This is a genomic window from Nocardia uniformis NBRC 13702 (assembly GCF_001613345.1).
GTDB lineage: Bacteria > Actinomycetota > Actinomycetes > Mycobacteriales > Mycobacteriaceae > Nocardia > Nocardia uniformis.
Genome location: NZ_BDCE01000020.1, coordinates 1 through 20,588, shown reverse-complemented (window position 1 = coordinate 20,588; position 20,588 = coordinate 1). Strand labels below are relative to the sequence as shown.

Annotated in this window: 18 protein-coding genes; 9 read left to right on the top strand and 9 right to left on the bottom strand. The window is 66.2% G+C overall.

The features are described from left to right. Positions 1-198 precede the first annotated feature (198 nt). The 5 genes from NU1_RS42135 (at position 199) to NU1_RS06685 (ending at position 4,876) form a co-directional block, all read left to right on the top strand. A complete protein-coding gene (locus NU1_RS42135) occupies positions 199-414 on the top strand; it encodes a type II toxin-antitoxin system VapB family antitoxin (protein ID WP_067518457.1) in 216 nt (71 codons plus the stop codon). Then, a complete protein-coding gene (locus NU1_RS06700; protein WP_067518455.1) occupies positions 411-863 on the top strand; it encodes a PIN domain-containing protein in 453 nt (150 codons plus the stop codon). Before NU1_RS42135 ends, NU1_RS06700 begins: the two co-directional genes overlap by 4 nt. Before the next feature lie 94 nt (positions 864-957). After that, positions 958-1,722, top strand: a complete 765-nt coding sequence (locus tag NU1_RS06695) for an ABC transporter ATP-binding protein (protein WP_067518453.1) — start codon at positions 958-960, stop codon at positions 1,720-1,722. Between the two features lie 35 nt (positions 1,723-1,757). Then, a complete protein-coding gene (locus tag NU1_RS06690) occupies positions 1,758-3,284 on the top strand; it encodes a hypothetical protein (RefSeq protein ID WP_084521037.1) in 1,527 nt (508 codons plus the stop codon). A gap of 173 nt (positions 3,285-3,457) precedes the next feature. Further along, positions 3,458-4,876, top strand: coding sequence for a vanadium-dependent haloperoxidase (locus NU1_RS06685; RefSeq protein WP_067518449.1), 1,419 nt, complete (start codon positions 3,458-3,460; stop codon positions 4,874-4,876). Between the two features lie 18 nt (positions 4,877-4,894). Here NU1_RS06685 and NU1_RS06680 read toward each other — a convergent pair whose 3' ends face one another. Next, positions 4,895-6,028 carry a GDSL-type esterase/lipase family protein gene (locus NU1_RS06680; RefSeq protein ID WP_067518447.1) on the bottom strand — a complete coding sequence of 378 codons (1,134 nt, stop codon included), beginning with the start codon at positions 6,026-6,028 and terminating at the stop codon, positions 4,895-4,897. Between the two features lie 109 nt (positions 6,029-6,137). Here NU1_RS06680 and NU1_RS06675 point away from each other — a divergent pair, with 109 nt between their 5' ends. Continuing rightward, positions 6,138-6,611 carry a MarR family winged helix-turn-helix transcriptional regulator gene (locus tag NU1_RS06675; RefSeq protein WP_067518445.1) on the top strand — a complete coding sequence of 158 codons (474 nt, stop codon included), beginning with the start codon at positions 6,138-6,140 and terminating at the stop codon, positions 6,609-6,611. A 92-nt stretch (positions 6,612-6,703) separates the two neighbouring features. Continuing rightward, complete coding sequence (locus NU1_RS06670) at positions 6,704-7,876, top strand: epoxide hydrolase family protein (RefSeq protein ID WP_067518474.1); 1,173 nt, start codon at positions 6,704-6,706, stop codon at positions 7,874-7,876. Here NU1_RS06670 and atzF read toward each other — a convergent pair. The 5 genes from atzF to NU1_RS06645 all read right to left on the bottom strand — a co-directional run bounded on the left by atzF (position 7,856) and on the right by NU1_RS06645 (position 14,652). Next, the gene (atzF, locus tag NU1_RS06665; RefSeq protein ID WP_067518443.1) at positions 7,856-9,469 is read right to left on the bottom strand and encodes an allophanate hydrolase; all 1,614 of its coding nucleotides are present in this window, start codon (positions 9,467-9,469) and stop codon (positions 7,856-7,858) included. The two genes, NU1_RS06670 and atzF, sit on opposite strands and share 21 nt — an antisense overlap. Next, positions 9,466-11,442, bottom strand: coding sequence for a 5-oxoprolinase/urea amidolyase family protein (locus NU1_RS06660; RefSeq protein ID WP_067518442.1), 1,977 nt, complete (start codon positions 11,440-11,442; stop codon positions 9,466-9,468). Before NU1_RS06660 ends, atzF begins: the two co-directional genes overlap by 4 nt. Then, complete coding sequence (locus NU1_RS06655) at positions 11,439-12,056, bottom strand: urea amidolyase associated protein UAAP2 (RefSeq protein WP_067518440.1); 618 nt, start codon at positions 12,054-12,056, stop codon at positions 11,439-11,441. Before NU1_RS06655 ends, NU1_RS06660 begins: the two co-directional genes overlap by 4 nt. Beyond that, the gene (locus tag NU1_RS06650) at positions 12,053-12,880 is read right to left on the bottom strand and encodes a DUF1989 domain-containing protein (protein WP_084521035.1); all 828 of its coding nucleotides are present in this window, start codon (positions 12,878-12,880) and stop codon (positions 12,053-12,055) included. The genes NU1_RS06655 and NU1_RS06650 overlap by 4 nt, the downstream gene beginning before the upstream one ends. Positions 12,881-13,128: 248 nt before the next feature. Beyond that, entirely contained in the window at positions 13,129-14,652 is a 1,524-nt protein-coding gene (locus tag NU1_RS06645) for a high affinity choline transporter 1 (protein WP_067518438.1), read from the bottom strand. Between the two features lie 257 nt (positions 14,653-14,909). Between NU1_RS06645 and NU1_RS06640 the strand changes: the two genes are divergently transcribed. Beyond that, entirely contained in the window at positions 14,910-15,590 is a 681-nt protein-coding gene (locus NU1_RS06640) for a TetR/AcrR family transcriptional regulator (protein ID WP_067518436.1), read from the top strand. Positions 15,591-15,603: 13 nt separating this feature from the next. Here the strand turns inward: NU1_RS06640 and NU1_RS06635 are convergent, their stop codons facing one another. Further along, positions 15,604-17,151 (bottom strand): TerD family protein, encoded by a 1,548-nt coding sequence (locus NU1_RS06635; protein WP_169815008.1) that lies wholly within the window; start codon positions 17,149-17,151, stop codon positions 15,604-15,606. Positions 17,152-17,655: 504 nt separating this feature from the next. Here NU1_RS06635 and NU1_RS06630 point away from each other — a divergent pair. Next, on the top strand, positions 17,656-19,290 hold the full coding sequence (locus NU1_RS06630) for an MFS transporter (RefSeq protein ID WP_067518432.1): 1,635 nt from the start codon (positions 17,656-17,658) through the stop codon (positions 19,288-19,290). 11 nt (positions 19,291-19,301) lie between these two features. Here NU1_RS06630 and NU1_RS06625 read toward each other — a convergent pair whose 3' ends face one another. Together NU1_RS06625 and NU1_RS06620 are read right to left on the bottom strand one after the other, a co-directional pair. Continuing rightward, a complete protein-coding gene (locus NU1_RS06625; RefSeq protein ID WP_084521039.1) occupies positions 19,302-19,697 on the bottom strand; it encodes an NUDIX hydrolase in 396 nt (131 codons plus the stop codon). Between the two features lie 31 nt (positions 19,698-19,728). Continuing rightward, positions 19,729-20,259, bottom strand: a complete 531-nt coding sequence (locus tag NU1_RS06620; RefSeq protein ID WP_067518472.1) for a hypothetical protein — start codon at positions 20,257-20,259, stop codon at positions 19,729-19,731. Positions 20,260-20,588 lie beyond the last annotated feature (329 nt).

The following is a 20,588-nucleotide window of genomic DNA, read 5'->3' as shown; positions in this document are numbered from 1 at the left end:
ACCGCCCGTCAATCAGCGAGATCGACTCTCACCCCGCACATGTCTGGTCCACCCTTGCCAATAGCTCGGCAGAGGCGGTCGACAACGCTCGGATCGTGGTCAGCGATGGCTCGTCGACCACTCCACCCAAAGCTCCGACCAGCGAGATCCTGGAGTATATACTGGAGCGCAGTTTCGGATATCCATAGGAGGAATGGTATGGCGAAGACCTTGATCGACATCCCGGACGACCTGATGGAACAGGCTCGTCAGGTAACCGGCGGTGCGACGAAGACCGAGACGGTGCGGACTGCTTTGCGATTGCTCGTTCGGCAACAGCAACAGCATGACGCGATTGCATGGTTCGCGGACAACGATGTATTCCTAACCGACGATGAGCTGAAAGCGGAAGCCGAGCGATCGCGCGATCAATGAGCGGCCTCGGCAGCGCCCGGGCGCTCTATTTGGTCGACCACAGTGCGGTCTCTCGGATCCGTACGAGCGTGGCTGTACGGAAGGCATTCGACCGCCTCAGTGATGACGTCGCCGTACTCTGCTCCAACGTCGTCACATTGGACGAAGCGTGCTACAGCGCGAGAAATCGCCTCGATCTGGATCGAATAGTCCACGTGTACTCCGCCGTGTACCACTTTCTGCCAATGGACCCAGGTATCGACCGTATCGTGCGAGCGATTCGATCCGGGTTGTGGGCACAAGGTCATGGTCGTTCCGCGCAGGCGACCGACATCCTGATCGCCGCGACGGCAGTTCATTACGACGCCACTGTTCTGCACTACGACAATCACTTCGAATTAATGGCTGCTGCTTACCCCGACCTCCGGCATCAATGGATTGTCCCTCGGGGAACCGCTGACCGAATCTGACACGACGGCGTCATCTCCCTACTGAACCGTCCCCGGTTCCGCGTCGTATCGTGATGCGAGGGCATGCCTGTGCGGCGCCCGGAAGAGGGGAAACATGCAGGTGGATGGGCATCCGGCGCTAGAGTTGGATGGGCTTTACAAGAGGTTCGGCGGGCCGTGGGTTGTCGAAGGCGTGAGCCTCGCGGTGCGGCCCGGATCCTTCTTCGGGTTGGTGGGGCCCAACGGGGCCGGGAAGACGACCACGCTGTCGATGGCGGTGGGGTTGTTGCGGCCCGACCATGGGGCGGCGCGCATCTTCGGCACCGAGGTGTGGGCGGATCCGGTGCCGGCCAAGGCGCTGGTGGGGGTGCTGCCGGACGGGTTGGCCCTACCGGAGCGGCTCACCGGGCGAGAGTTGTTGAACTACACCGGATTGCTGCGCGGCATGCCCAAGCCGGTGGTGGCGGAGCGCACCGACGAGCTACTGCGGGTACTCGAACTCGACGGCGCGGAAAACACCGTGGTGGTGGATTATTCGGCCGGTATGCGGAAGAAGATCGGACTCGCCACCGCACTGTTGCACGGGCCGAGGCTCCTGGTGCTCGACGAGCCGTTCGAGGCGGTGGATCCGGTGTCCGCCTCCACCATTCGCACGATTCTGCAGCGATTCGTGGCGGGCGGGGGAGCGGTGGTGCTGTCCAGCCATGTGATGGCACTGGTGGAGAACCTGTGTGATCAGGTGGCCGTGATTCATCGCGGCCGGGTGGTGGCGGGCGGCACCGTGGCCGAGGTGCGCGGAACCGGCAGCCTGGAGGACGCCTTCGTCCGGCTCGTCGGTGGGCGCGTCGGCGGCGACGAGGGGCTGTCGTGGTTGGCGTAATGATTCGAATGCGGTTGCGACTCACCGTTCGTGGGATGCGCAGCGGCCGGGCGGCTATCGGATTCTGGCTGGGGGCCTTCTTCGGACTGGCGGCCGCCCTGGTCACCATCGCGTTCACTGTCGCGGGTGCGCCCGGAAACCTGCACGGCGCGATCAATATCACCGCAGCGCTGTACGGCGCGTGGGTGCTCGGCTGGCTGTGCGGCCCGATCCTGACCGGTAGTAGCGACGAAACCCTGCAGCCCGAGCACTTTCGGCTACTGCCGCTGAGCAATCGGCAACTCGCCTATGGGTTGGCGGCCGCATCCTTCGCGGGTGTCGCCGTGGTGGTGAATCTGCTCGCCTTCAGCGGATTGGTGTTCCTAGCAGCGCAATACGGCATGGTTCCGGCGCTGTTCGCGGTGGTCGGCGTAATCCTGCAACTGATCTTCGTGGTCTTGTTGGCCCGCGCGATGACGGGCTGGATCGGCGCTGCCATGCGATCGCGGCGCGGGCGCGATCTCGGTGTCCTACTGGCCGGGTTGCTCGGCTTGGCCTACTACCCACTCAATCTGCTCATCGGCAGTGTCGGTCCGACCCTGCGCGACGCTCCGGACGCGGTGGCGACGGCATTGCGCGTCGCACCCTCCGGTTGGGCACCGTATGCGGTGGAGGCCGCCGCCGACGGCAACTGGCTACTCGCCGTGCTGCCACTGCTCGGATTGGGTTTGCTGTCGCTGCTGCTGTGGCAGGCCTGGGCGACCCTGCTGGGCCGTCGCCTCACCACCCCGCCCGCGCCCGCCGCGGAAGTGCGTGCCAATGGTGAAACCGGGTTGCTGGAACGCACCCTCCCCAGCACGCCGATCGGTGCGGTGGTCGGTAAGGAACTGCGTACCTGGTGGCGTGACAGTCGCCGCCGCGCCACCCTGCTGCCGCTACTGCTGATCGGTTTCGTCCTGCCGATATTCATCGCCATTCAGAACGACAACAGTCAAATCATCCCGTTCGCAGGCTCTTTCGTGGTGTGGCTGGCCGCCATGGCGGGCGCCAACCTCTATGGTTTCGACGGCACGGCGGTCTGGCAGACCATTGTGACTCCGAGCGCCGCCCGCGCCGATGTGCGCGGCCGGGTACTGGCCTGGTTGCTACTCGTCGCGCCGGTGGCGCTGCTCGCCTCGCTCGTTCTCCCCGGGGTGCTCGGGCAAACGCGAATGTATCCGTGGGGGCTGGCCACCCTGCCGGTCCTGCTCGGGGTGGGTGCGGGCGCGGTGGTCTTCCTGTCCACCTACGCGCCGTATCCGCTACCGCCGCAGCGTGGCAACCCCTTCGCGGCCTCGGGCAATCCGGGCTGCGCGAAGATACTGCTACAGCTGGGTGTCGGATTGGGGCAGTTGGTGGCCTGTGCGCCGGTGCTGGTGATTCTGGGGATCGGTGCGGTCCGGGACAATTCGTTCATCATGTGGTCAGCGCTGCCGGTCGGTATCGGACTGGGGCTGGCCGCGGGTCTACTCGGCGTCAATCTCGCGACCAAGCGGTTGGAGACTCGTGGCCCGGAGCTACTCGACGCGGTGAAACCGCGCTGACCTGCGATGGGTGCGCCCCTCGTCGCGCTACTCGCACGCATTCGAACCCTTCCGACAGAATTCGGGTAGCGCACTACTGCCGAAATCCGCAGGAAATCAGCGCATTGTAGCGGCATGGGCAGATCCGGAGGCCCGGCCCGCGAGTAGATAGATTTCCTTGGGAGGCAGTACAAGTGGACCAGATCCTGTATTGGAACGCGGTGGCGTTGGAAGCGGATCGCATCGCACACACCGAACTGAAGCAGGCCGAACGCGGTTCGCGCGGTCCGATCGGCAGTTCGCGTTCACTCGCCATCGTGCACGCGGCCATGCACGACGCGTACTTCAGCATTGTCGGTGCGCCACACGGCACCTGGCTGACCGCGCCGCCGGTCGCCGCCAATGGCGCAGCCGTGGACGCGGCCATGGCGGTCGCCGCGCACGCCACCCTGTCGGCGCTGTATCCGGCGCAGAACGGGCGTTTGGACCGCGCCCTGCGGGAGGCCGATCTGTCGGGTCCGGGTGTCGGTCGCGGCACCGCACACGGACAGGCCGTCGCCCGTGCCGTACTCCGGGTTCGCAAGGGTGATCCGGGTACCGACGCCAAGAACTATCACCCCGATACTGCCGCGCCCAATCACCGCCCGGACCCGGTCAATCCGGCGCAGGGGTACTACGCACCCCACTACGGCGCGCGCTCCCGGTGTTTCGCGGTGAGCACGCGCTACACCCTTGATCCGCCGCCGAAGGGGGTCGACCCGCGCTACCTGGACGCCCTGCGTGAGGTGCGGGCCAAGGGCATCGCGCCCGAGGCCGCCGCCAGTCTGCCGACCGGCATGGCCGCGCGCACCGCCGACGAAACCCTGATCGGCGTGTTCTGGGGCTATGACGGCTCCAAGGGGGTGGGCACCCCGCCACGGCTCTACAACCAGATCGTGCGCGCCGTCGCGCACGCCCGCGACAACACTGTCGAGCAGAACGCACGCCTGTTCGCACTGGTCAATATCGCGCTCGCCGATGCCGGAATCCTGTGCTGGGACGAAAAGTACCGGCACAATCTGTGGCGGCCCGTACTCGGTATCCGGGAGTACGACCCGTCCATGGGGCCCGATAGCACCCCGGGCCGCGGCCTGGATCCGGACTGCGATCCGTGCTGGCGACCGCACGGCGCACCGCGCAGCAATGAGGTCGCGTTCAACTTCACCCCACCGTTCCCGGCCTACCCGTCCGGACACGCCACCTTCGGCGCCGCGGCATTGCAGATCACCCGCCGGTTCTACGGTGTCACCGCCGAAGGGCCCGACACCCTCGTCGACGGATTGGGTGTCGTCTCCGCGGAACTCGACGGCAGCACCACCGACAATGACGGCGTGGCTCGCACCCGGCACACCCGGCACTTCCCGGACGGCCTGTGGCAGATGATGGAGGAGAACGGCCGCAGCCGGGTATTCCTCGGTGTGCACTGGTCTTTCGACGCCTTCGCCACCGGCGCGAACGGCGAAATGGACCTGACGCAGAATATCGGCGGCGTGCGGCTGGGCCGCGATATCGCCGACAACCTGTGGACCAATGGGTTGAAACAGGACCGGGGTGCAGGTCCGCGGCTGCCTTGATCCCCGCGGCCGGTGCCGTCAGCTCCGCTCGGTGAGATCCAGCGCGGTGAGATCCATTGCCCCGGCCATGGCGCGGGCACCTGCATCGTTGAGATGCATACCGTCACCGTCGAATTCGGGATGCAGGAAATCCGGCCGGTCCGGATCCTGCACCGCGGCGGCGACATCGAAGACCGCGTCGAAAACGTCGGTGCCGCGAAGCCATGCATTGACTTCCCGTCGCACCGGCATCCCGGTCTCAACGGCGAGACCGGGGTAGTAGGCCCCACCGAAGGGGCCGATGGTGTTGGCGTACACGGGCAGCCCGGCGTCGTGCGCCCGTTGCGCCAACTCCGTGAACCCGGCGATCAGATCCTCGGCGGGAGTGGTCCGCTCGTCGAGGATCAGATCGTTGATACCGAAATTCACCAGCACCGCACGCACGCCCGGCACCGCAAGCACATCCCGCTCGAACCGCGCCAAACCGGACTCGCCGATCTCCTTGGTCAGCAATCGGTTTCCGCCGCTGCCCTGATTCACCACCCAGCTCCGGCTCAGTCGTTCATTGAGTACATCCACCGAGCGGCGATTGGCCCCGTGCGTCGAACCCGTGCCCTGGAACCAGGAGTCCCCGAAGGCCACAAGTACCGGGGTGTCGGCGGGGGCCAGGACATCCACGCCGGTGACGAAGAACTGCGAGGTGGTCTCCTCGGCCGTTGGCAGCGCGAGATCGGCGGTCCGGTCACCCGTGGCAATCCACCCGGATTCATTGGGTAGCTGCGCGTAGGGCGCGAGCCCCGTCGGCTCCGGCAGGTAGAGGCTGAGTGCCAGATCGGTCCCGGCTGTCACCGTCATATCGATGGGGTCGCTGATCGCATCGCCGTACGCCGGGACCCGCACCTGCGCGGACCCCGCGAACCGCACCTCGGTATCGGTCTCGGCCACGATCTCCGCCCCGGCCTTGCGCAGCGCGATTCGCGCGGTACCGATTACCAGGTCTCGATCGGAGTAGCGATTGGTCAATCGCACCCGGATCCGCGTTCCGCCGCCGGCCATGTGCAGCACCTGCCGCAGCGTCTGGTTGTCGAACCCGCGCGGGTCAGCCAGCTGGATGCGCTCGCCCGGATGCACCAGGGCGGTGCGGAAACCGGCCACCCATTCGAGCTCTGTCATGGGAACCTCCATTTAGTTGCGGTGAGGAATATTGCGCTAGCAACAAGATACTCGAACTGTTCCGCGTGTCAACTATCCGCGTTGCAGAGGTGGGTCTAAGGTCTAGCTCGTGGACCCCAAACGCCTCTTCGAGGACCCTCGTCTCACCACCATCGGACTGTTTCTGGAGGCCCACGAGGGTCTGGTCGCCAAACTCGAGCCCACCTGGAAGCAATACGGTCTCTCCGGTCTGGACCTCAATGCCCTCATGCGACTGACCCGCTCACCCGGTCGCAAACTGCGTATGACCGATCTGGCCGCGCAAACCGGATTGTCGACGAGCGGGGTGACCCGCCTGGTGGATCGCCTGGAGCGCAACGGTTTCGTGCGACGCGAAGCCGCCCCCGGCGACCGCCGCAGTTTCTACGCCGTCCTCACCGCCGCCGGAGCCACCCGCGTCGCCCGCGTGCTGCCCGCCTATCTCGACGGCGTGGAGCAGTGGTTCACCGGTGTCCTCACCGCCGAACAACTCGACGGGCTGATCGAGAGCCTGCGGATCATCCGCGACACCGTAAACCCCACCGCCGTCACCACTTCGGACTGAAAATTGTTCTCGGTTCGCGGGCGAGCGGGCTGCGAGAACTTTCCGAACAGCTAGGGCCGAATATGTCCTAGGTGGCTCATATCGTGGTTCTCATGAGCACAGAGATCACTCCCTTCCGGATCGATATTCCGCAGCGGCAACTCGACGATTTGCGGGCTCGGCTCGACGGTGCGCGCTGGCCCGCACCACTGCCCGGCGATGACTGGGATACCGGCGTGCCCGTCAACTGGCTGCGGGAGCTGGTGGACTACTGGCGCACCGAATACGACTGGCGCGTCGTGGAATCGGTACTGAACAGCTATCCGCAATTCACCACCGAGATCGATGAGCAGCGCATTCATTTCCTGCACATCCGCTCGGCCGAACCCGAGGCGGTGCCGCTGCTCATGACGCACGGCTGGCCCGGTTCGATTGTCGAATTCCTCGATGTCATCGGACCGCTCACCGATCCCGGTGCGCACGGCGGGAATCCGAATGATGCCTTCCACCTTGTGATTCCGTCGCTGCCGGGCTTCGGATTCTCCGGACCGGTCACCGATTCCGGCTGGACCACCGAGCGCATCGCCCGCACCTGGGACGAACTCATGCGGCGGCTCGGGTATGACCGGTACGGCGTGCAGGGCGGCGATATCGGTGCGGCGGTGAGCCCGGAGGTGGGGCGGGTCGCGCCGGACCGAGTTATCGGCGTGCATGTGAACGGTGGGCCCGGCCCCATGCCGCAGCTACCGCTTTCGGAGCAGGAGCTGGCTGAACTGACCGGCATGGAGCGCGATCGGGTGCAGCGCATCGAGGCGTTCATGAATGAGGAATTCGGCTATATCGCCGTCCAGTCCACCCGACCGCAGGCGCTCGCCTACGGACTGGTGGATTCACCGGTGGGACAGCTCGCCTGGATCATGGATAAGTTCCGGGAGTGGACCCATCCACGAAATGTGTTGCCGGACAAAATTCTCGACCGCGATCGGCTGCTGAACAATGTGATGATCTACTGGCTGACCGAGACGGCCGGGTCGGCGGCCTACGTCGGGTACGCGCAGGAACAACCGTGGGGTGCGGTGCAGCAGAACTCCGGAGTGCCCACGGGCGCGATAATCTTCGCGCACGACGTCGGTATCCGCCGATACGCGGAAACCGAGAACACGATCACGCACTGGGTGGAGCTGGACCGTGGTGGGCACTTCGCCGCCATGGAGGAGCCGCAGCTGCTCACCGACGATATTCGGGAGTTCTTCCGCACCGTGCGTTCAGATCGCGCCGGCGCGTAGAGCGGCGCGCCAGTCCCCGTACTCGCTGATGTCCTTGCCCGATGCGGCGGCTCCGGCGTCACAGCCGAATGCTGTGGCGCGGGAGCCATTATCGAGTTCGACCGAGCCGAGTTGCATGGGCGCTGGGAGCGCGGAGAGGAAGCGGCCGAGAGCTGCGGGGGAGAGCAGCCAGCGTTCACCCCGCACGGATACACCTGGCTCGCCCTCGGGTTGGCGGGTAACACCGGGCTTGGGCGGGATCGTGTCCAGGACGGCCAGGCGGTATCGCGGGGCGGTCCGAACGGAGCCGGCCCAGCGCGCGCCCAATTCGATCAATTGATACTCGAGAGGTTGTCCGCGCAGGTGAGCACCGAACACCACCAGGTCGTGCACGGGCGCGACCGATAGCGGCCACGCGGATTCGGGCGGTTCACCATCCATCACCAGTGCGGCGACATCCATTGCTACGGCGTCCTCGAAGGTACGCCCGATGACCGTCACCCCGAACTGCGCGTCTCCGGCCGTGCCCGCTGGCACCGCCACCGCGCACAGGTCGAACAGGTTGCAGAAGTTGGTGTAGGTACCCAGTCGGGAGTTCACCCCGATCGGGTCCGCCGCGACCTCGGCGATGGTCGGATGGAATGGTGCGGTGGGAACAAGCAGGACATCCGCGTCGGCCATACCCGCCATGGCGAGGACACGCAGGCGTTCCAGTTCCGCCAGATCCGCCACCAGTTGATGGGCGGGAAGATCGCGGGCGGCTCGAATGATCGAGGCCACGGTCGGATCGGTGGACTCGGGGTGCGCGTCCACGAATCCGCCTACCGCCTCGTATCTTTCGGCTACCAGGGCGCCGTTGTACAGCAGGCGGGCGGCCGCGAGGAATGGCGTCGGATCGATTGCCACGATCGTCGCGCCACGTTCCTTCAGCGCGGCGACGGTGCGTTCGAAAGCGCCGCGCCACACCGCATCCAGCTCGGGCAACTCGGTGAAGACGGCCACCACCGGCTGTGGTGGTGCGGCCAGTCGAATATCGGCGGGCCAGGACCGTGCGGGAGCGTCGGCAGCCATGACACCCATGGCGCGGTCGGCCACCGCGAGGTCCCTGGCGAATATGGTCACGCAGTCGTAAGAGCGGCAGGCGGGCACCACGCCGGCCGTGGAAACCACGCCCACCGTGGGCTTGATGCCGACAATCCCATTGAACGCGGCCGGGATTCGACCCGAACCGGCGGTATCGGTACCGATGGCGATATCGACCTCGTCGGTGGCGACGGCGACGGCCGAGCCGGAACTGGAACCGCCGGAAATGAATTCGGGCCGCAGGGCATTGGAGACCGCGCCGTAGGGGGTGCGGGTGCCCACCAGGCCGGTCGCGAACTGGTCCAAATTCGTTTTGCCCACCACGACCGCACCCGCGGCCTTCAGTGCGGCGACAGCGGCCGCATCCTGCGCTGGGTCATACGCGAATTCGGGACACCCCGCGGTAGTCGGTACTCCGGCGACATCGACATTGTCCTTGACCGCCAGCCGCAACCCCGCCAGCGGCCCCTGTGAGGTGGCCGTCTGCGCCGCCACTTCCGCGTCGGCTCGTCGCTGAATCCACACACTCATACGTTTGTCTCCGCTAGTTCTCCCGCAGCGCGCCAGGATTCGCGCTCGGTGGTGAAGGCTTCGGCCTGGCGAGCCCGGAATTCGGCAATGGAATCGGCATTGTCGGACAGGAAGCCGCGGTAGTCGGCGAGTTTGAATTCGCCGTCCTCGGCGCGCAGTTCACCGCGACCGGCGGCGATATCGGCGCGCATGTCCAGCAGCTCCTCGGCCGATACCGGATACCAGCTGATGCGATCGAAATACCGCAGCAGCCAGGGATCTTCGTCCATCCCGGACGAGGCGTGGTTCCACACCTGGGTGGTGCGGCCGACGAACTGATAGCCGCCGGGACCCTCCATGCCGTAAATGCACAGGTACGCGCCACCGATACCGACCGCATTCTCCGGGGTCCAGGTGCGGGCCGGATTGTATTTCGTGGTGACCAGGCGGTGCCGGGGATCGGTCGGGGTCGCGACGGGTGCGCCCAGATAGACATCGCCGAGGCCCAACACCAGGTACTCGGCCGCGAAGACGGTGTCGAAAACCTCGTCCACCGAAGACAATCCGTTCATCCGGCGGATGAACTCGATATTCCACGGACACCACGGGGCATCCGAGCGCACCCCGTGCATATAGCGGGTAATGGCTTCTCTCGTGGATGGGTCGTCCCACGAGAGCGGCAGGTGCACGGTGCGGCTGGGTACTACGAGGTCATCGGCGGCGGGGAGTTCGGACTCCGCCTCGGCCAGCAGGTCCAGTAGGCGGCCGGTGGGTAGCCGATCCGGGTCCGTACGGACCTGTAGCGACCGGACGCCGGGCGTGAGTTCGGTGATGCCCGGCTCATTCCGCCGCATCAGATGCTGGTGTAGTGCGTGGACGCGGGCGCGCAGCCCGAGATCCAGGGTCATCTCACCGTATTCGATGAGCATGCCGTCGTTTCCGGCGCGCCGGTAGGTGATCGGGGTGTTGTCGTCGGCCTCGCGCCGCGCGAGAATGCCGTCGTCACCGTCCCCGCCGCCGGAGAGCACCATCGGCCAGTCCGCACGGCGGTCCGGACCCAGGCTGTGCAGCGAGGCCGCTCGATCCGCCCGCACCGGGACGAAGCGCACGCTATCGCCGGGGGCGAGCTGCCCCAGCTTCCACCGCTCGGCCGCCACCACGGTCACCGGGCAGACGAAGCCGCCCAGACTCGGACCGTCGGGGCCGAGCAGAATCGGAGTGTCTCCGGTGAAGTCCAGGGCGCCAATGGAATACGCGGTGTCGTGGATATTGGACGGATGTAATCCCGCTTCGCCGCCATCGGTGCGGGCCCACTGCGGCTTCGGGCCGATGAGCCGCACTCCGGTACGGTCGGAATTGAAGTGCACGTCGTAGTCGGTATCGAGGATGGTCTGGAAATCCTCGCGGGTGAAGAATTCCGGCGCTCCGTGCGGCCCCTCGGTGACCGCGAGTTCCCAGCGTCGGGTCAGTACCGGCTGTTGCGCACCCGGCACGCCCGCGCTCAGTTGTCCCGAGGCCGTACCGAGTTGGAGTTTGTCGCCCGCGGCCAGCGCCCGCCCGTCCGGGCCACCGAACTTGCCGAGCGTGAAAGTCGCACGGCTACCCAGGTATTCGGGTACCTCGATACCGCCCGCCACCAGTAGGTAGCTGCGCATCCCCGGCCCGCGCACAGCGCCGATATCGAGGACTCCACCGGCGGGTACCAGCACACTTCGCCACTGCCGCACCGGTTTTCCATTCATCGTGACCGGTACCGGTGCGCCGGTCACACACACCCGGGTAGCCGCGTCGAAGCGCAGGGTGGGGCCGTCGAGTGTGCATTCGATACCGGGAGCGCCCTCCGGATTGCCCAGTGCGCGATTGCCCAGTCGGAACGACAGATCATCCATCGGACCCGACGGCGGCACCCCCACATGCCAATAGCCCACGCGTCCAGGCCAATCCTGCACCGTCGACTGCATTCCGGGCCGCACGACCTCGGCGACGGTGGTCATCGACTCACCACCATGCGTACCGGTGTCGGATCGAATCCATTGCACGGATTGTTGATCTGCGGGCAGTTCGATACCAGGACCAGGGTATCGAACTCGGCCCGCAGCGTGATTTTCATACCGGGCGCGGACAGTCCGTCCACAATGCCCAGCGTTCCGTCGGCCTCCACCGGAACATTCATGAACCAGTTGATATTCGACACCAGATCGCGCTTGCCCAGGCCCCATTTCATGCCCTCGGCGAGGAAGTTCTCCACACAGGCGTGCTGGTGGCGGGTGTGGTGTCCGTAGCGCAGGGTATTGGACTCCTGCGAGCACGCGCCCGCGACGGTGTCGTGATTGCCGACCTCGTCGGCGAGCACCGTCATGAGCGCGGTGCCGCTATCGGTGAGCAGCACACTGCCGGTGCCGAGGAAGATATTGCGCTGCGCGGCAATGGTCGCCTGCGCGCTGTAGCGGTCGCAGTGGTCGGCGGCCGAATAGAGCAGACAGTCCACGGCCTGATTGCCGTGCAGGTCGATGATCTCCAGCTGGTCACCGGCTCGAACGACGGTGGACCAGGGGGCGCGGGCGGGGACGGTCTCGTCCAGCACCACGGTGCGTGCCAGGGTGGTCATGCTGTCTCCTCTGCGCGTTCGCGGGCGGTCCGGGTGGTTACGCGAGCTGCCTCCACCGGGTGCTGTCCGCTCATCGCGACGGCCTCCGGGGTGGCCGCCGCACGCCAGGCGGATTCGGTGTTCTCCACCGCGCGTAGGTATTCCGGATCGGAACTGGGTGTGGTGTGCAGGTCCAGCGGCGCGGACCAGGCGACGACATCGAGGTCGGTCACGGGTGTCTCGTCCAGCGGATGTGCGGCATTGGCGATGAGTACGGTCACCGGCAGGTGGATGAGCAGTTCGACGGCCGCTCCCGCTCCAGCGCTACCCGTAACGGTCAGCGCGCCGTCCGACTCGACGCGCACGCCTCGGAAGAATGACACCGACGGGCCGATATCCCGTGGTGCGAGTCCCTGTTTCGAGCCCGCCATGGACAACTGCTGCCGTGCGGCCGAACCCGGCCCACACAGCGTGTCGTGGTGTCCGGACGAGTCCGTCATCACGGTGGCCAGAATCCGGCCCTGATCCGACAGCAATGGATGTCCGGCGCTCAGGTACGCCTGCCAGGGGACCTTCACCGTATCGGCCACATTGAGCCGCTCCCAGGGACATTCGGCGCGCAGTAGCAGCAGATGCGCACACGCGGACCCGGCCGGATCGGCGAGTCGAAGCCGGGTACCGCGGCCGAGCGCTACATTTGCGTAACCACCTGGGGGAATCCGTTGTGCGACAGTCAGTTCGGCGCTATCGAGGCCATCCGGCAGGTCGGGTCCTGCCATGGCCGCGGTGGAAGCCTGTGAGCGGGCATGCGCACGGGCCGCGGTGGTGGAGGCGGTGTTCGTCATTGGTGCTCCCTTCGGTAGACGGGAAGGTTCAGTGGGGCGAGGGTCACGAGTCGCGGTCGAGTCGTGGTCGTGTCGTGGGGAGTTGGGAAGTGCTGTGGCAGAAGCTCTCCGAGCAACACGCGCCACCACGCGCCCTACCAGGTCCGCCAGTGCGAGCGCGAGGGCCGGGCGGCCCATGGGCACACGGTCGACGCGGTCCGCACTCATCGGTCCGGGTGCACCGGCTGCGCCGGTATCGCTGGACGGGGTCACGACAGTGCCCTCGCCGGAGCGGGTACGGGCTCCGACGTCGCCCCGGATGTGGGCTCCGGGGCGGGCTCTGGCCCGGAGGAGGCCATGGCGACCGTGGCCTGCCCGGCCGGGAACAGCGTCATGACCACGAGGAAGGTGGCCAGTGCCGCCAGGAAGGCGATGAAGGTCGGCCAGCCGTCGAAACTCGCTGTAATGAGCGAATTGTCGATATGCAAGAGCGTGTTCTCCGCGCCGTACACGGTCGGTGTCAGGACGAACAGCGCCAGTCGGGTGCCGAGACCGACCACCATGGCCGCGGCTGCGGCGGCGCTGGTGACGCGGGACGTGATGTGTGCCGCCACGAACGGCACGATCAGCCCGGCGAGCATGAGATCGAAGGCGAGGGTCAGCAGAATTCCGGTCTGCGGCACCTTGACCGCGAAGAGTACGGCCACCGCCACCACCGGGACCATGGTGATTCGCACATCCCGCAGCAGGGTGTCGCGTCCGGCCGCATCGGTGGCCCGGGTTCGGCCCGCGACATTGCGGGTGGCCACCGAGGCGGTGCCGAGGATCGCGCCGTTGGCGGTGGAGCAGGACGCTGCGACAATCGCCGACAGCACCAGGATGGCCAATCCCGCCGGAGCCCGGTCGGCCAGCAGGGTCAAGAGAACCGGACCGTTATCGCCGCTGATCACTCCGGAAACAGTCAGCGCCACCAGGGCATACGGGACGCCGACGACAACGGTGCCGGCCGCGGCGACGAAGCAGGCGCGACGAGCGATCCGCGGCGTGCGAGCCGAGAAGATGCGCTGCATGAAGTCGATGGCGACGATATCGCCGATGCCCAGGGATACCAGGGTTGCCCAGTTGATCGGCGCTCCTTCGGAGGTGTTGGTGAGCTGACCGAAGTCGAAGGGCCCCATTCCATCCGGAATGGTGATGCCCATGGTGGAGCCGACCCAGATGAGCAGCGCCAGGGAGCCGAATATGGTGATCACCATTTGTGCCAGCGCCGTGTAGGCGTCGCTGTACATGCCGCCGATGATGGTGTACGACAACACGATTGCGACAATGAGCAGGACGCCCGCCGTATACGGAACGCCGAGGAATCGCTCGAAGATATAGCCGCCCGCGACGAGATTGCCCGCCAGCAGAATGCAGAAGCTGAAGATCATGAGCAGCGAGGAGGCCAATTCGATGCCGCGGCCGTACTTGATGCGGAAGAAGTCGGGCAGGGTCAGCAAGCCCATTCGGTTCATCGGCCCGGCGAAGAAGATCCCCGTAATGAGTAGACACAGGCCCAAGCCCAGCGGTAGCGAGGCCCCGGCCCAGAAGCCGAGTGAACTGGTCAGGTCGGTATTGCCCAGCGTGGCATTGGAGTCGACGGCCTGACCCATCAGGCCCGCCGCCACCAGTGGCAATGCCAGTGAGCGCCCGGCAACCAGGAAGTTGGTGCTGTCGCCGTCCACCTTGCGGGCGACGAACAGCCCGATGGCGATGACGGCGATCACGCTGATCGCGATACCGGTGATGATCATGACCGGGCTCCTCGGGCGGGTGCGGCGAGGATCGGACGGGGTGGCTCTGGGAGCGATCGCGTGGCCATCGGAGGTCCTTCATCTAGGCGAATACCTATCGATTGAAAGTTTTCGCGATGCGACCGCCTTCGAGGTGACGGCGGTGTATCCGTCTCGTGGCCACCCGTAACTTCTGTGTTGCCAGTATTTCTATCGAATGACAGAAATCTCTCACCGGCTCGGCGAGGCGCTGAATCCCGGTAGGACACAATGAGACCGTGACCCACATCGGACCCGGACGCCCCCGCCTAGAGCCTCGCCGCCGCCAGGGGCAGACGCCGCGGGCCGAGATCCTCGATGCCGCGGCCGAACTGTTCACCACCAAGGGGTACGGGAGCACCTCAACGCGCGGTATTGCCGACGCCGTCGGTATCCGGCAGGCGTCGCTGTATCACCACTTCGCCGCCAAGGACGACATCCTCGACGCGCTGCTCGCCGAAACCATCACCGCCGCCTTGGAACTCGCCGAGCGGCTCACTGGTAGCCCAGAACCCGCGCCGGTGCGGCTGTACGCCTTGGCCTGGTTCGATGTGCGGCAACTGTGCACTGCCCGCTGGAACCTCGGCGCGCTCTACCTGGTGCCGGAACTGCGCTCCGAGCGGTTCGCCGACTTCCGGCAACGCCGCGACGATCTGCGTCGCCACTATGAAGCCCTGGCCGCGGCCGTCGTCGCCGAGGCGGGCGGCGTGGCCGTAGGTAGTGAGTTACTGCCCTTCCGGCTGGTCGAATCCGTCATCAATATCCGCTCGGACGAGGGAGCTTCGCCGGGCTACGCGCAGCGCGTCATCCCCGGTGCGGTGCTGCGACTGCTCGGCTGGCGGGGAGATGCGGAACAGGTTCGGAAAGCGGCGATCCGACTGGTCGAGGGGATCGACCAGTCGGATCGCGAAAACGACTGAAGGCGAGGCTAACTCAGGACTTGCCCTTAGAGGTGCCCCATTTGAGGTCCCAGTGGTAGGCCTGGTCCACCGCCAGCTTGCCCCAGAACTTCTTGCCCTGGGGCGGGCGCACGAAGGTGCCCTCGCGTCGAATTACCAACTCGCCGTTGACGTTTTCGAGTAGCGCCAGCACCATTTCGCGGGAGTCGTCGAAGCAGCCGTCCACCATCATCTCGATGGGTGCGGAGCCCACCGGATAGAAGGTGGCGGTGGCGTGCACGCCACGGAAGTCGTCAGCACCCTCGTACAGCGAGGCGAACACCAGGATGCGGCGGAACTGCGCGGTGTGGTCGAGATTGATGGACAGGTTCTCGCCGGTGGCGCTACCACCGGTGCGATCGTCGCGATCCAGTTCGATGAATGGCGCGCGATGCAGATTGCCCATGGTGTCGAGCGGGCTGATGGAGCCCTTCGAACCGTCGTTCAGCTCCCAGAAGCAGCACAGGTCCAGGTCGAGACCGCCGGTGCCGCCGCGTTTGCGACCGAACAGGCCGGTCGGCGCGTTCGGGACCGACCAATTGAGGTTCACCCGCATGATGCCGGAGGTCGCACCCTGCTTGGTCAGTGAGACAGCGGGCGATTCCTTGGTCAGCGAGATCTTGCCCAGATTCACCGGCGGAGTCGAAGCGGGGGCGGTGGGCTGGTACGGCTGCGGCGGGGGAGCGGGCTGATACGGCTGCGGCGGTACCGGATGCTGTTGGTACGGAGCCGGACCCGGGCCGGGCGGGTACGGTTGCTGCCCCTGCGGCGCATAGCCCGGCGTCGGCGCGGGCTGGTACGGCTGGGTCGGCGGCGCGGGCGGGTAAGGGTACTGCTGCCCCTGGTTGGGCTGCGGGGGATACGGCTGTTGCGGCGGCGGGAAGCCTTGGACCTGCGGCGGGTACGGCTGTGGCTGTTGCGGCTGTGGCGGGAAACCCGGCGGCGGCGCGGGCGTAAACGGTTGCGGCGGCGGGGTATTGAACTGTGGCTGGGCCGCGGAGCTGGGCTGTGGCTGCGCCGGGGCCGGATCGTCGACACTGATACCGAAATCCGTGGCCAGACCGCCCAGCCCGGCCGCATAACCCTGGCCGACCGCGCGGAACTTCCAGGCGCCCTGGCGGCGGTACAGCTCGCCGAGTACGAAAGCGGTCTCCGAGGTGGCGTCCGCGCTGTCGAAACGCGCTACTTCCGCACCGGAATTCGCGTCCACCACCCGCACATGCAGCCCGCGCAGCTGCGCGAAGGTGCCACCGTCGGAGGATGCGGCGATAACGATCCGGTCGACCGTCGGCTCCAGCTGGGCCAGATTCACCGAGAGCACATCGGTGACCTGCGGACCCTGCTGCTTTCCATCGTGGCGTACCGCGCCCGACGGATGCTGCTTCTGGTTGTAGAAGACGAAATCGGCATCGGAGCGTACCTTCCCCGATGATTGCAATAACAGGGCCGACGCATCCGCGTCCGGAACGCCCGGACCCGACTGCCACCCCAACTCGACGCGGACCGCGGAACTCGGCACCGGTACATTGGCGCCCTTCATCATCGACACGTGTTCAAACGTAGACGATGCGAGCGCACGCTGTCCCGAGTGTGCCTGGACGGCTGAATCGGCAGTCTGGGCTGCGCCCGATTGCCGCTGATGAAGGTGCGGACTCCGGCACAATTCGCCCGGTTGTTCCAGCACAACTCCTCCGTCATCCCGGCGTGCTTTTGGCCGGGATCCACTACTGCCGAGGGTGTGGATTCCGGCCAAAAGCATGCCGGAATGACGAGGGTGGCGAGCAGCATCGTGGCCACATCTTGGATGAGTAGGCAAATAGATAGCGTCGGTGTTGTCGGCGAATGACTTGCCGACCGGGCCAATTGTTTTGGACAGCACGGTCATGGTCACTGACCTGTCAAAACAACGTTGCATCGCCGTTATCAAACGCCCGAATTCGGATGTTTCGCCGCTACACTTGACCGGGTTCCGCTGCCGTATGCCCGTGGCAGCGAATCTTCAGCGCAAGAAGTTCGCATGGCTGTGCCGACCCGGTGGGAGCGACAGATGACTGAAGCGGAGCTCGACGCGGCGGTACCGACGGGTCGCAGGAAATGGATCACGCTCGCGGTACTCGCGCTCGGACTGTCCATGGTGGTGCTCGACGGCACCATAGTCGCCGTCTCCCTGCCGGTGATCATTGCCGAATTGGAGCTGAATTTCACTCAGGCGCAATGGATCACCAGTGTCTACGCGGTGGTGCTGGCCGCGCTGCTGATTACCAGCGGGCGGATCGGCGACCGGATCGGTCGGCGCAAACTCTTCGCCCTCGGCGTCATCATCTTCCTGGTGGGCAGTGTGCTCGCCGCCTCCGCCACCGATAGCTGGCCATTGATCTGGGGCCGCATTGTGCAGGGCATCGGCGCTGCCGGGGTCATGCCCGCCACGCTGGCCACCGTCAATGCCCTCTTCCGCGGCCGGGACCGGATGATCGCGTTCGCGGTGTGGGGGTCGGTCATCGCCGGTGTCGCCGCCATCGGACCGCTGATCGGCGGCTGGTTGACCACCGAGTACACCTGGCCGTGGATCTTCCTCGTCAATATCCCACTCGGCATCGTGGTGTTGATCGGGCTCGTACTGTTCGTACCGGAAACCCGCATGGGTAAGGCCGCACCCGGCCTCGATGTGGACGGATTCCTGCTCAGCGCAGCGGGTTTCGCGCTCGTCGTCTTCGCGCTCATCGAAGGGCAGACCTACGGCTGGTGGAAACCGCTGCGGGAATTCCCGCTGCCCGGATTCACCTGGTCGGGCACCGCGCCCATCTCGCCGATTCCGGTCATGCTCGCCCTTGGCGTGCTGGCCCTGGTGCTGTTCATTCGCTGGGAGCGGCATCGCAAACTGATCGGGCGTTCGGCCCTGCTGGATCCGGCGCTGTTCCAGATCCCCAGCTTCCGCTGGGGCAATATCGCGGCCTTCGCGGTGGCGCTGGGCGAATTCGGTCTGCTGTTCGTACTGCCGTTGTTCATGGTGAATGTGCTCGGGCTGTCCACGCTGCAGGCGGGGTTCGTACTGGCCGCCATGGCGGGTGGGGCATTCCTCGCGGCCGGGGTCACGGAAGGCTTCGTGCACAAGTACGGGCCGGTGCGGGTGGTGCAGGTCGGACTGGGCCTCGAGGTTGTCGCGGTGGCGCTGACGGCACTGTTCGTGACACCGCATATCTCGCCGTGGTGGCTGGCGGTGCTGCTGGCGGGCTACGGTGTCGGCCTCGGGATGGCCTCGGCGCAGCTCACCGGCACCGTGCTGGGTGATGTGCCACCGGCGAACTCCGGCCAGGGTTCCGCCACCCAGAGCACGGTCCGACAGGTCGGCTCCGCCTTCGGCATCGCCGTGGTCGGTGGTCTGCTATCCGTCGCCCTCGGCCATGACCTGCCCAAGCGCCTCGAAGAAGATACCGATCTTCCCGCCGACGCCGCCGACACCATTGCCACCGCCACCCGTGAATCCGCCGGTGGGGCCATTGCGGGGGTACGCGACCACGAGGGTGCGGCCGACGTCCTCGACGCTCTCACCGAAGCCTTTGCCGATTCGACCCGCACGACCCTGCTGGCCGCCACCGTCTTCCTGCTGCTGGGCCTGGCCGCCGCCACCCGCATTCCGCACAAGCCACGCGTAATCGAGGAGGACGCGAGCACTCCGGACTGACGGACGTGCGCTCAGTCGATGAGGCCGAGGGTCTGCAGGTGGCGGAAGACCAGCATGGAGCCGGGGGCCACGTGTGCCATGGCCGCGTATTCGGCGACGGTGAAGTAGCGCAGTTCGGCGATCTCGCCACTGGGTTCGGGGGCGTCGGTGAGATCGGCGATGAAGCAGGTCATATGCAGCGGGGTACCCGGGGCGTGGCCGTAGGCCTCGGCTTCGAAGATGCCGAGTTCGTGCACCTCGGTGACCCCGACGCCGAGTTCCTCACGGATCTCCCGATGCAGTGCGGCCTCCGGGGTCTCGCCGGGATCGATCTTCCCGCCCGCCATATAGAAGACGTCCTTGTCTGCCGATCGGGCCTGTAGGAGACGGCGATCGCGGATATGAGCCAGCGCAGCTGTGCGAATCACCCGGTCCACCTTAGGACTACGAAGAGGCCGGTCAGCTGGTGGGCGGTGCGATCTTCCAGTGGTGGCTGAGAGCGTCCGCGATTTCGGGCAGCACGGTGACCGGAATGCGCTTATCGCGCAGCATGGTGCGGATTTCCTGGACCTGCTCGCGCTTGCGCAGATCGTAGGCATTGGCAATGGGGCGGGTCACGGGCGGGATGGAGAGCAGCGTCAGCTCCTGATGCGGTTCATCGCTGCCGTTCAGATCGAGCGCCAGGGCCCACCGTGCGTGTTCGTCGAGTGTGAAGCGTCCGGCCACCACCCGATTCCAGGCGATAGTGTCCGCCGCCCACGGCGTCCGCCGCACGATCGCCTGGTCACTGAGCATGACCCCATCCCGCTTGAACAGGGCGTACAACAGCCCGATAGCGACCGCCGCCCCGATAGCGATCCCGGTGAACACCCGATTCACCCCGAACCCCGCCACCACCACCGCGCAAATCAGCAGCCCCGACACCGCCCCCAGCCCCGCGTACAGCGCCACCCGCCGCCCCGGCACCACACCCGCCCGAACCACCGTCATCACGCCTCCCACACTGCCGTCCACACCGCCGAGCCGTCACCGACCCCGATGACCTGCGGTCACCGTACCGGTTCCGCCCCGGCCCGGACGGCTCACGCCGAAGCGGAGACGCCGGGTCGCGAGCAGTGCCGCGGGGCGGTAACCGAGCGTGAATACGTGCTGGCGCCCACCCATATCGTCATTCCGGCGTGCTTTTGGCCGGAATCCACCTTTGGTCAGCAGTGGATCCCGGCCAAAAGCACGCCGGGATGACGCGGCAGGAGACATCGCGTGGAGAACTTTCAGTAGCGGACTGTGTCGCGACGACGTTGCGGACCGTGCTGCGGCGT

Coding starts and splice junctions, on each gene's coding strand:
- NU1_RS06645 (WP_067518438.1), bottom strand. CDS start 14,652: ATGATCATCACCGGTATCGCGATCAGCGTGATCGCCGTCATCGCCATC.
- NU1_RS06690 (WP_084521037.1), top strand. CDS start 1,758: ATGCGCAGCGGCCGGGCGGCTATCGGATTCTGGCTGGGGGCCTTCTTC.
- NU1_RS06620 (WP_067518472.1), bottom strand. CDS start 20,259: ATGACGGTGGTTCGGGCGGGTGTGGTGCCGGGGCGGCGGGTGGCGCTG.
- NU1_RS06670 (WP_067518474.1), top strand. CDS start 6,704: ATGAGCACAGAGATCACTCCCTTCCGGATCGATATTCCGCAGCGGCAA.
- NU1_RS06655 (WP_067518440.1), bottom strand. CDS start 12,056: ATGACCACCCTGGCACGCACCGTGGTGCTGGACGAGACCGTCCCCGCC.
- NU1_RS06650 (WP_084521035.1), bottom strand. CDS start 12,880: ATGACGAACACCGCCTCCACCACCGCGGCCCGTGCGCATGCCCGCTCA.
- NU1_RS06635 (WP_169815008.1), bottom strand. CDS start 17,151: ATGATGAAGGGCGCCAATGTACCGGTGCCGAGTTCCGCGGTCCGCGTC.
- NU1_RS06695 (WP_067518453.1), top strand. CDS start 958: ATGCAGGTGGATGGGCATCCGGCGCTAGAGTTGGATGGGCTTTACAAG.
- NU1_RS06630 (WP_067518432.1), top strand. CDS start 17,656: ATGACTGAAGCGGAGCTCGACGCGGCGGTACCGACGGGTCGCAGGAAA.
- NU1_RS06700 (WP_067518455.1), top strand. CDS start 411: ATGAGCGGCCTCGGCAGCGCCCGGGCGCTCTATTTGGTCGACCACAGT.
- NU1_RS06660 (WP_067518442.1), bottom strand. CDS start 11,442: ATGACCACCGTCGCCGAGGTCGTGCGGCCCGGAATGCAGTCGACGGTG.
- atzF (WP_067518443.1), bottom strand. CDS start 9,469: ATGAGTGTGTGGATTCAGCGACGAGCCGACGCGGAAGTGGCGGCGCAG.
- NU1_RS42135 (WP_067518457.1), top strand. CDS start 199: ATGGCGAAGACCTTGATCGACATCCCGGACGACCTGATGGAACAGGCT.
- NU1_RS06680 (WP_067518447.1), bottom strand. CDS start 6,028: ATGACAGAGCTCGAATGGGTGGCCGGTTTCCGCACCGCCCTGGTGCAT.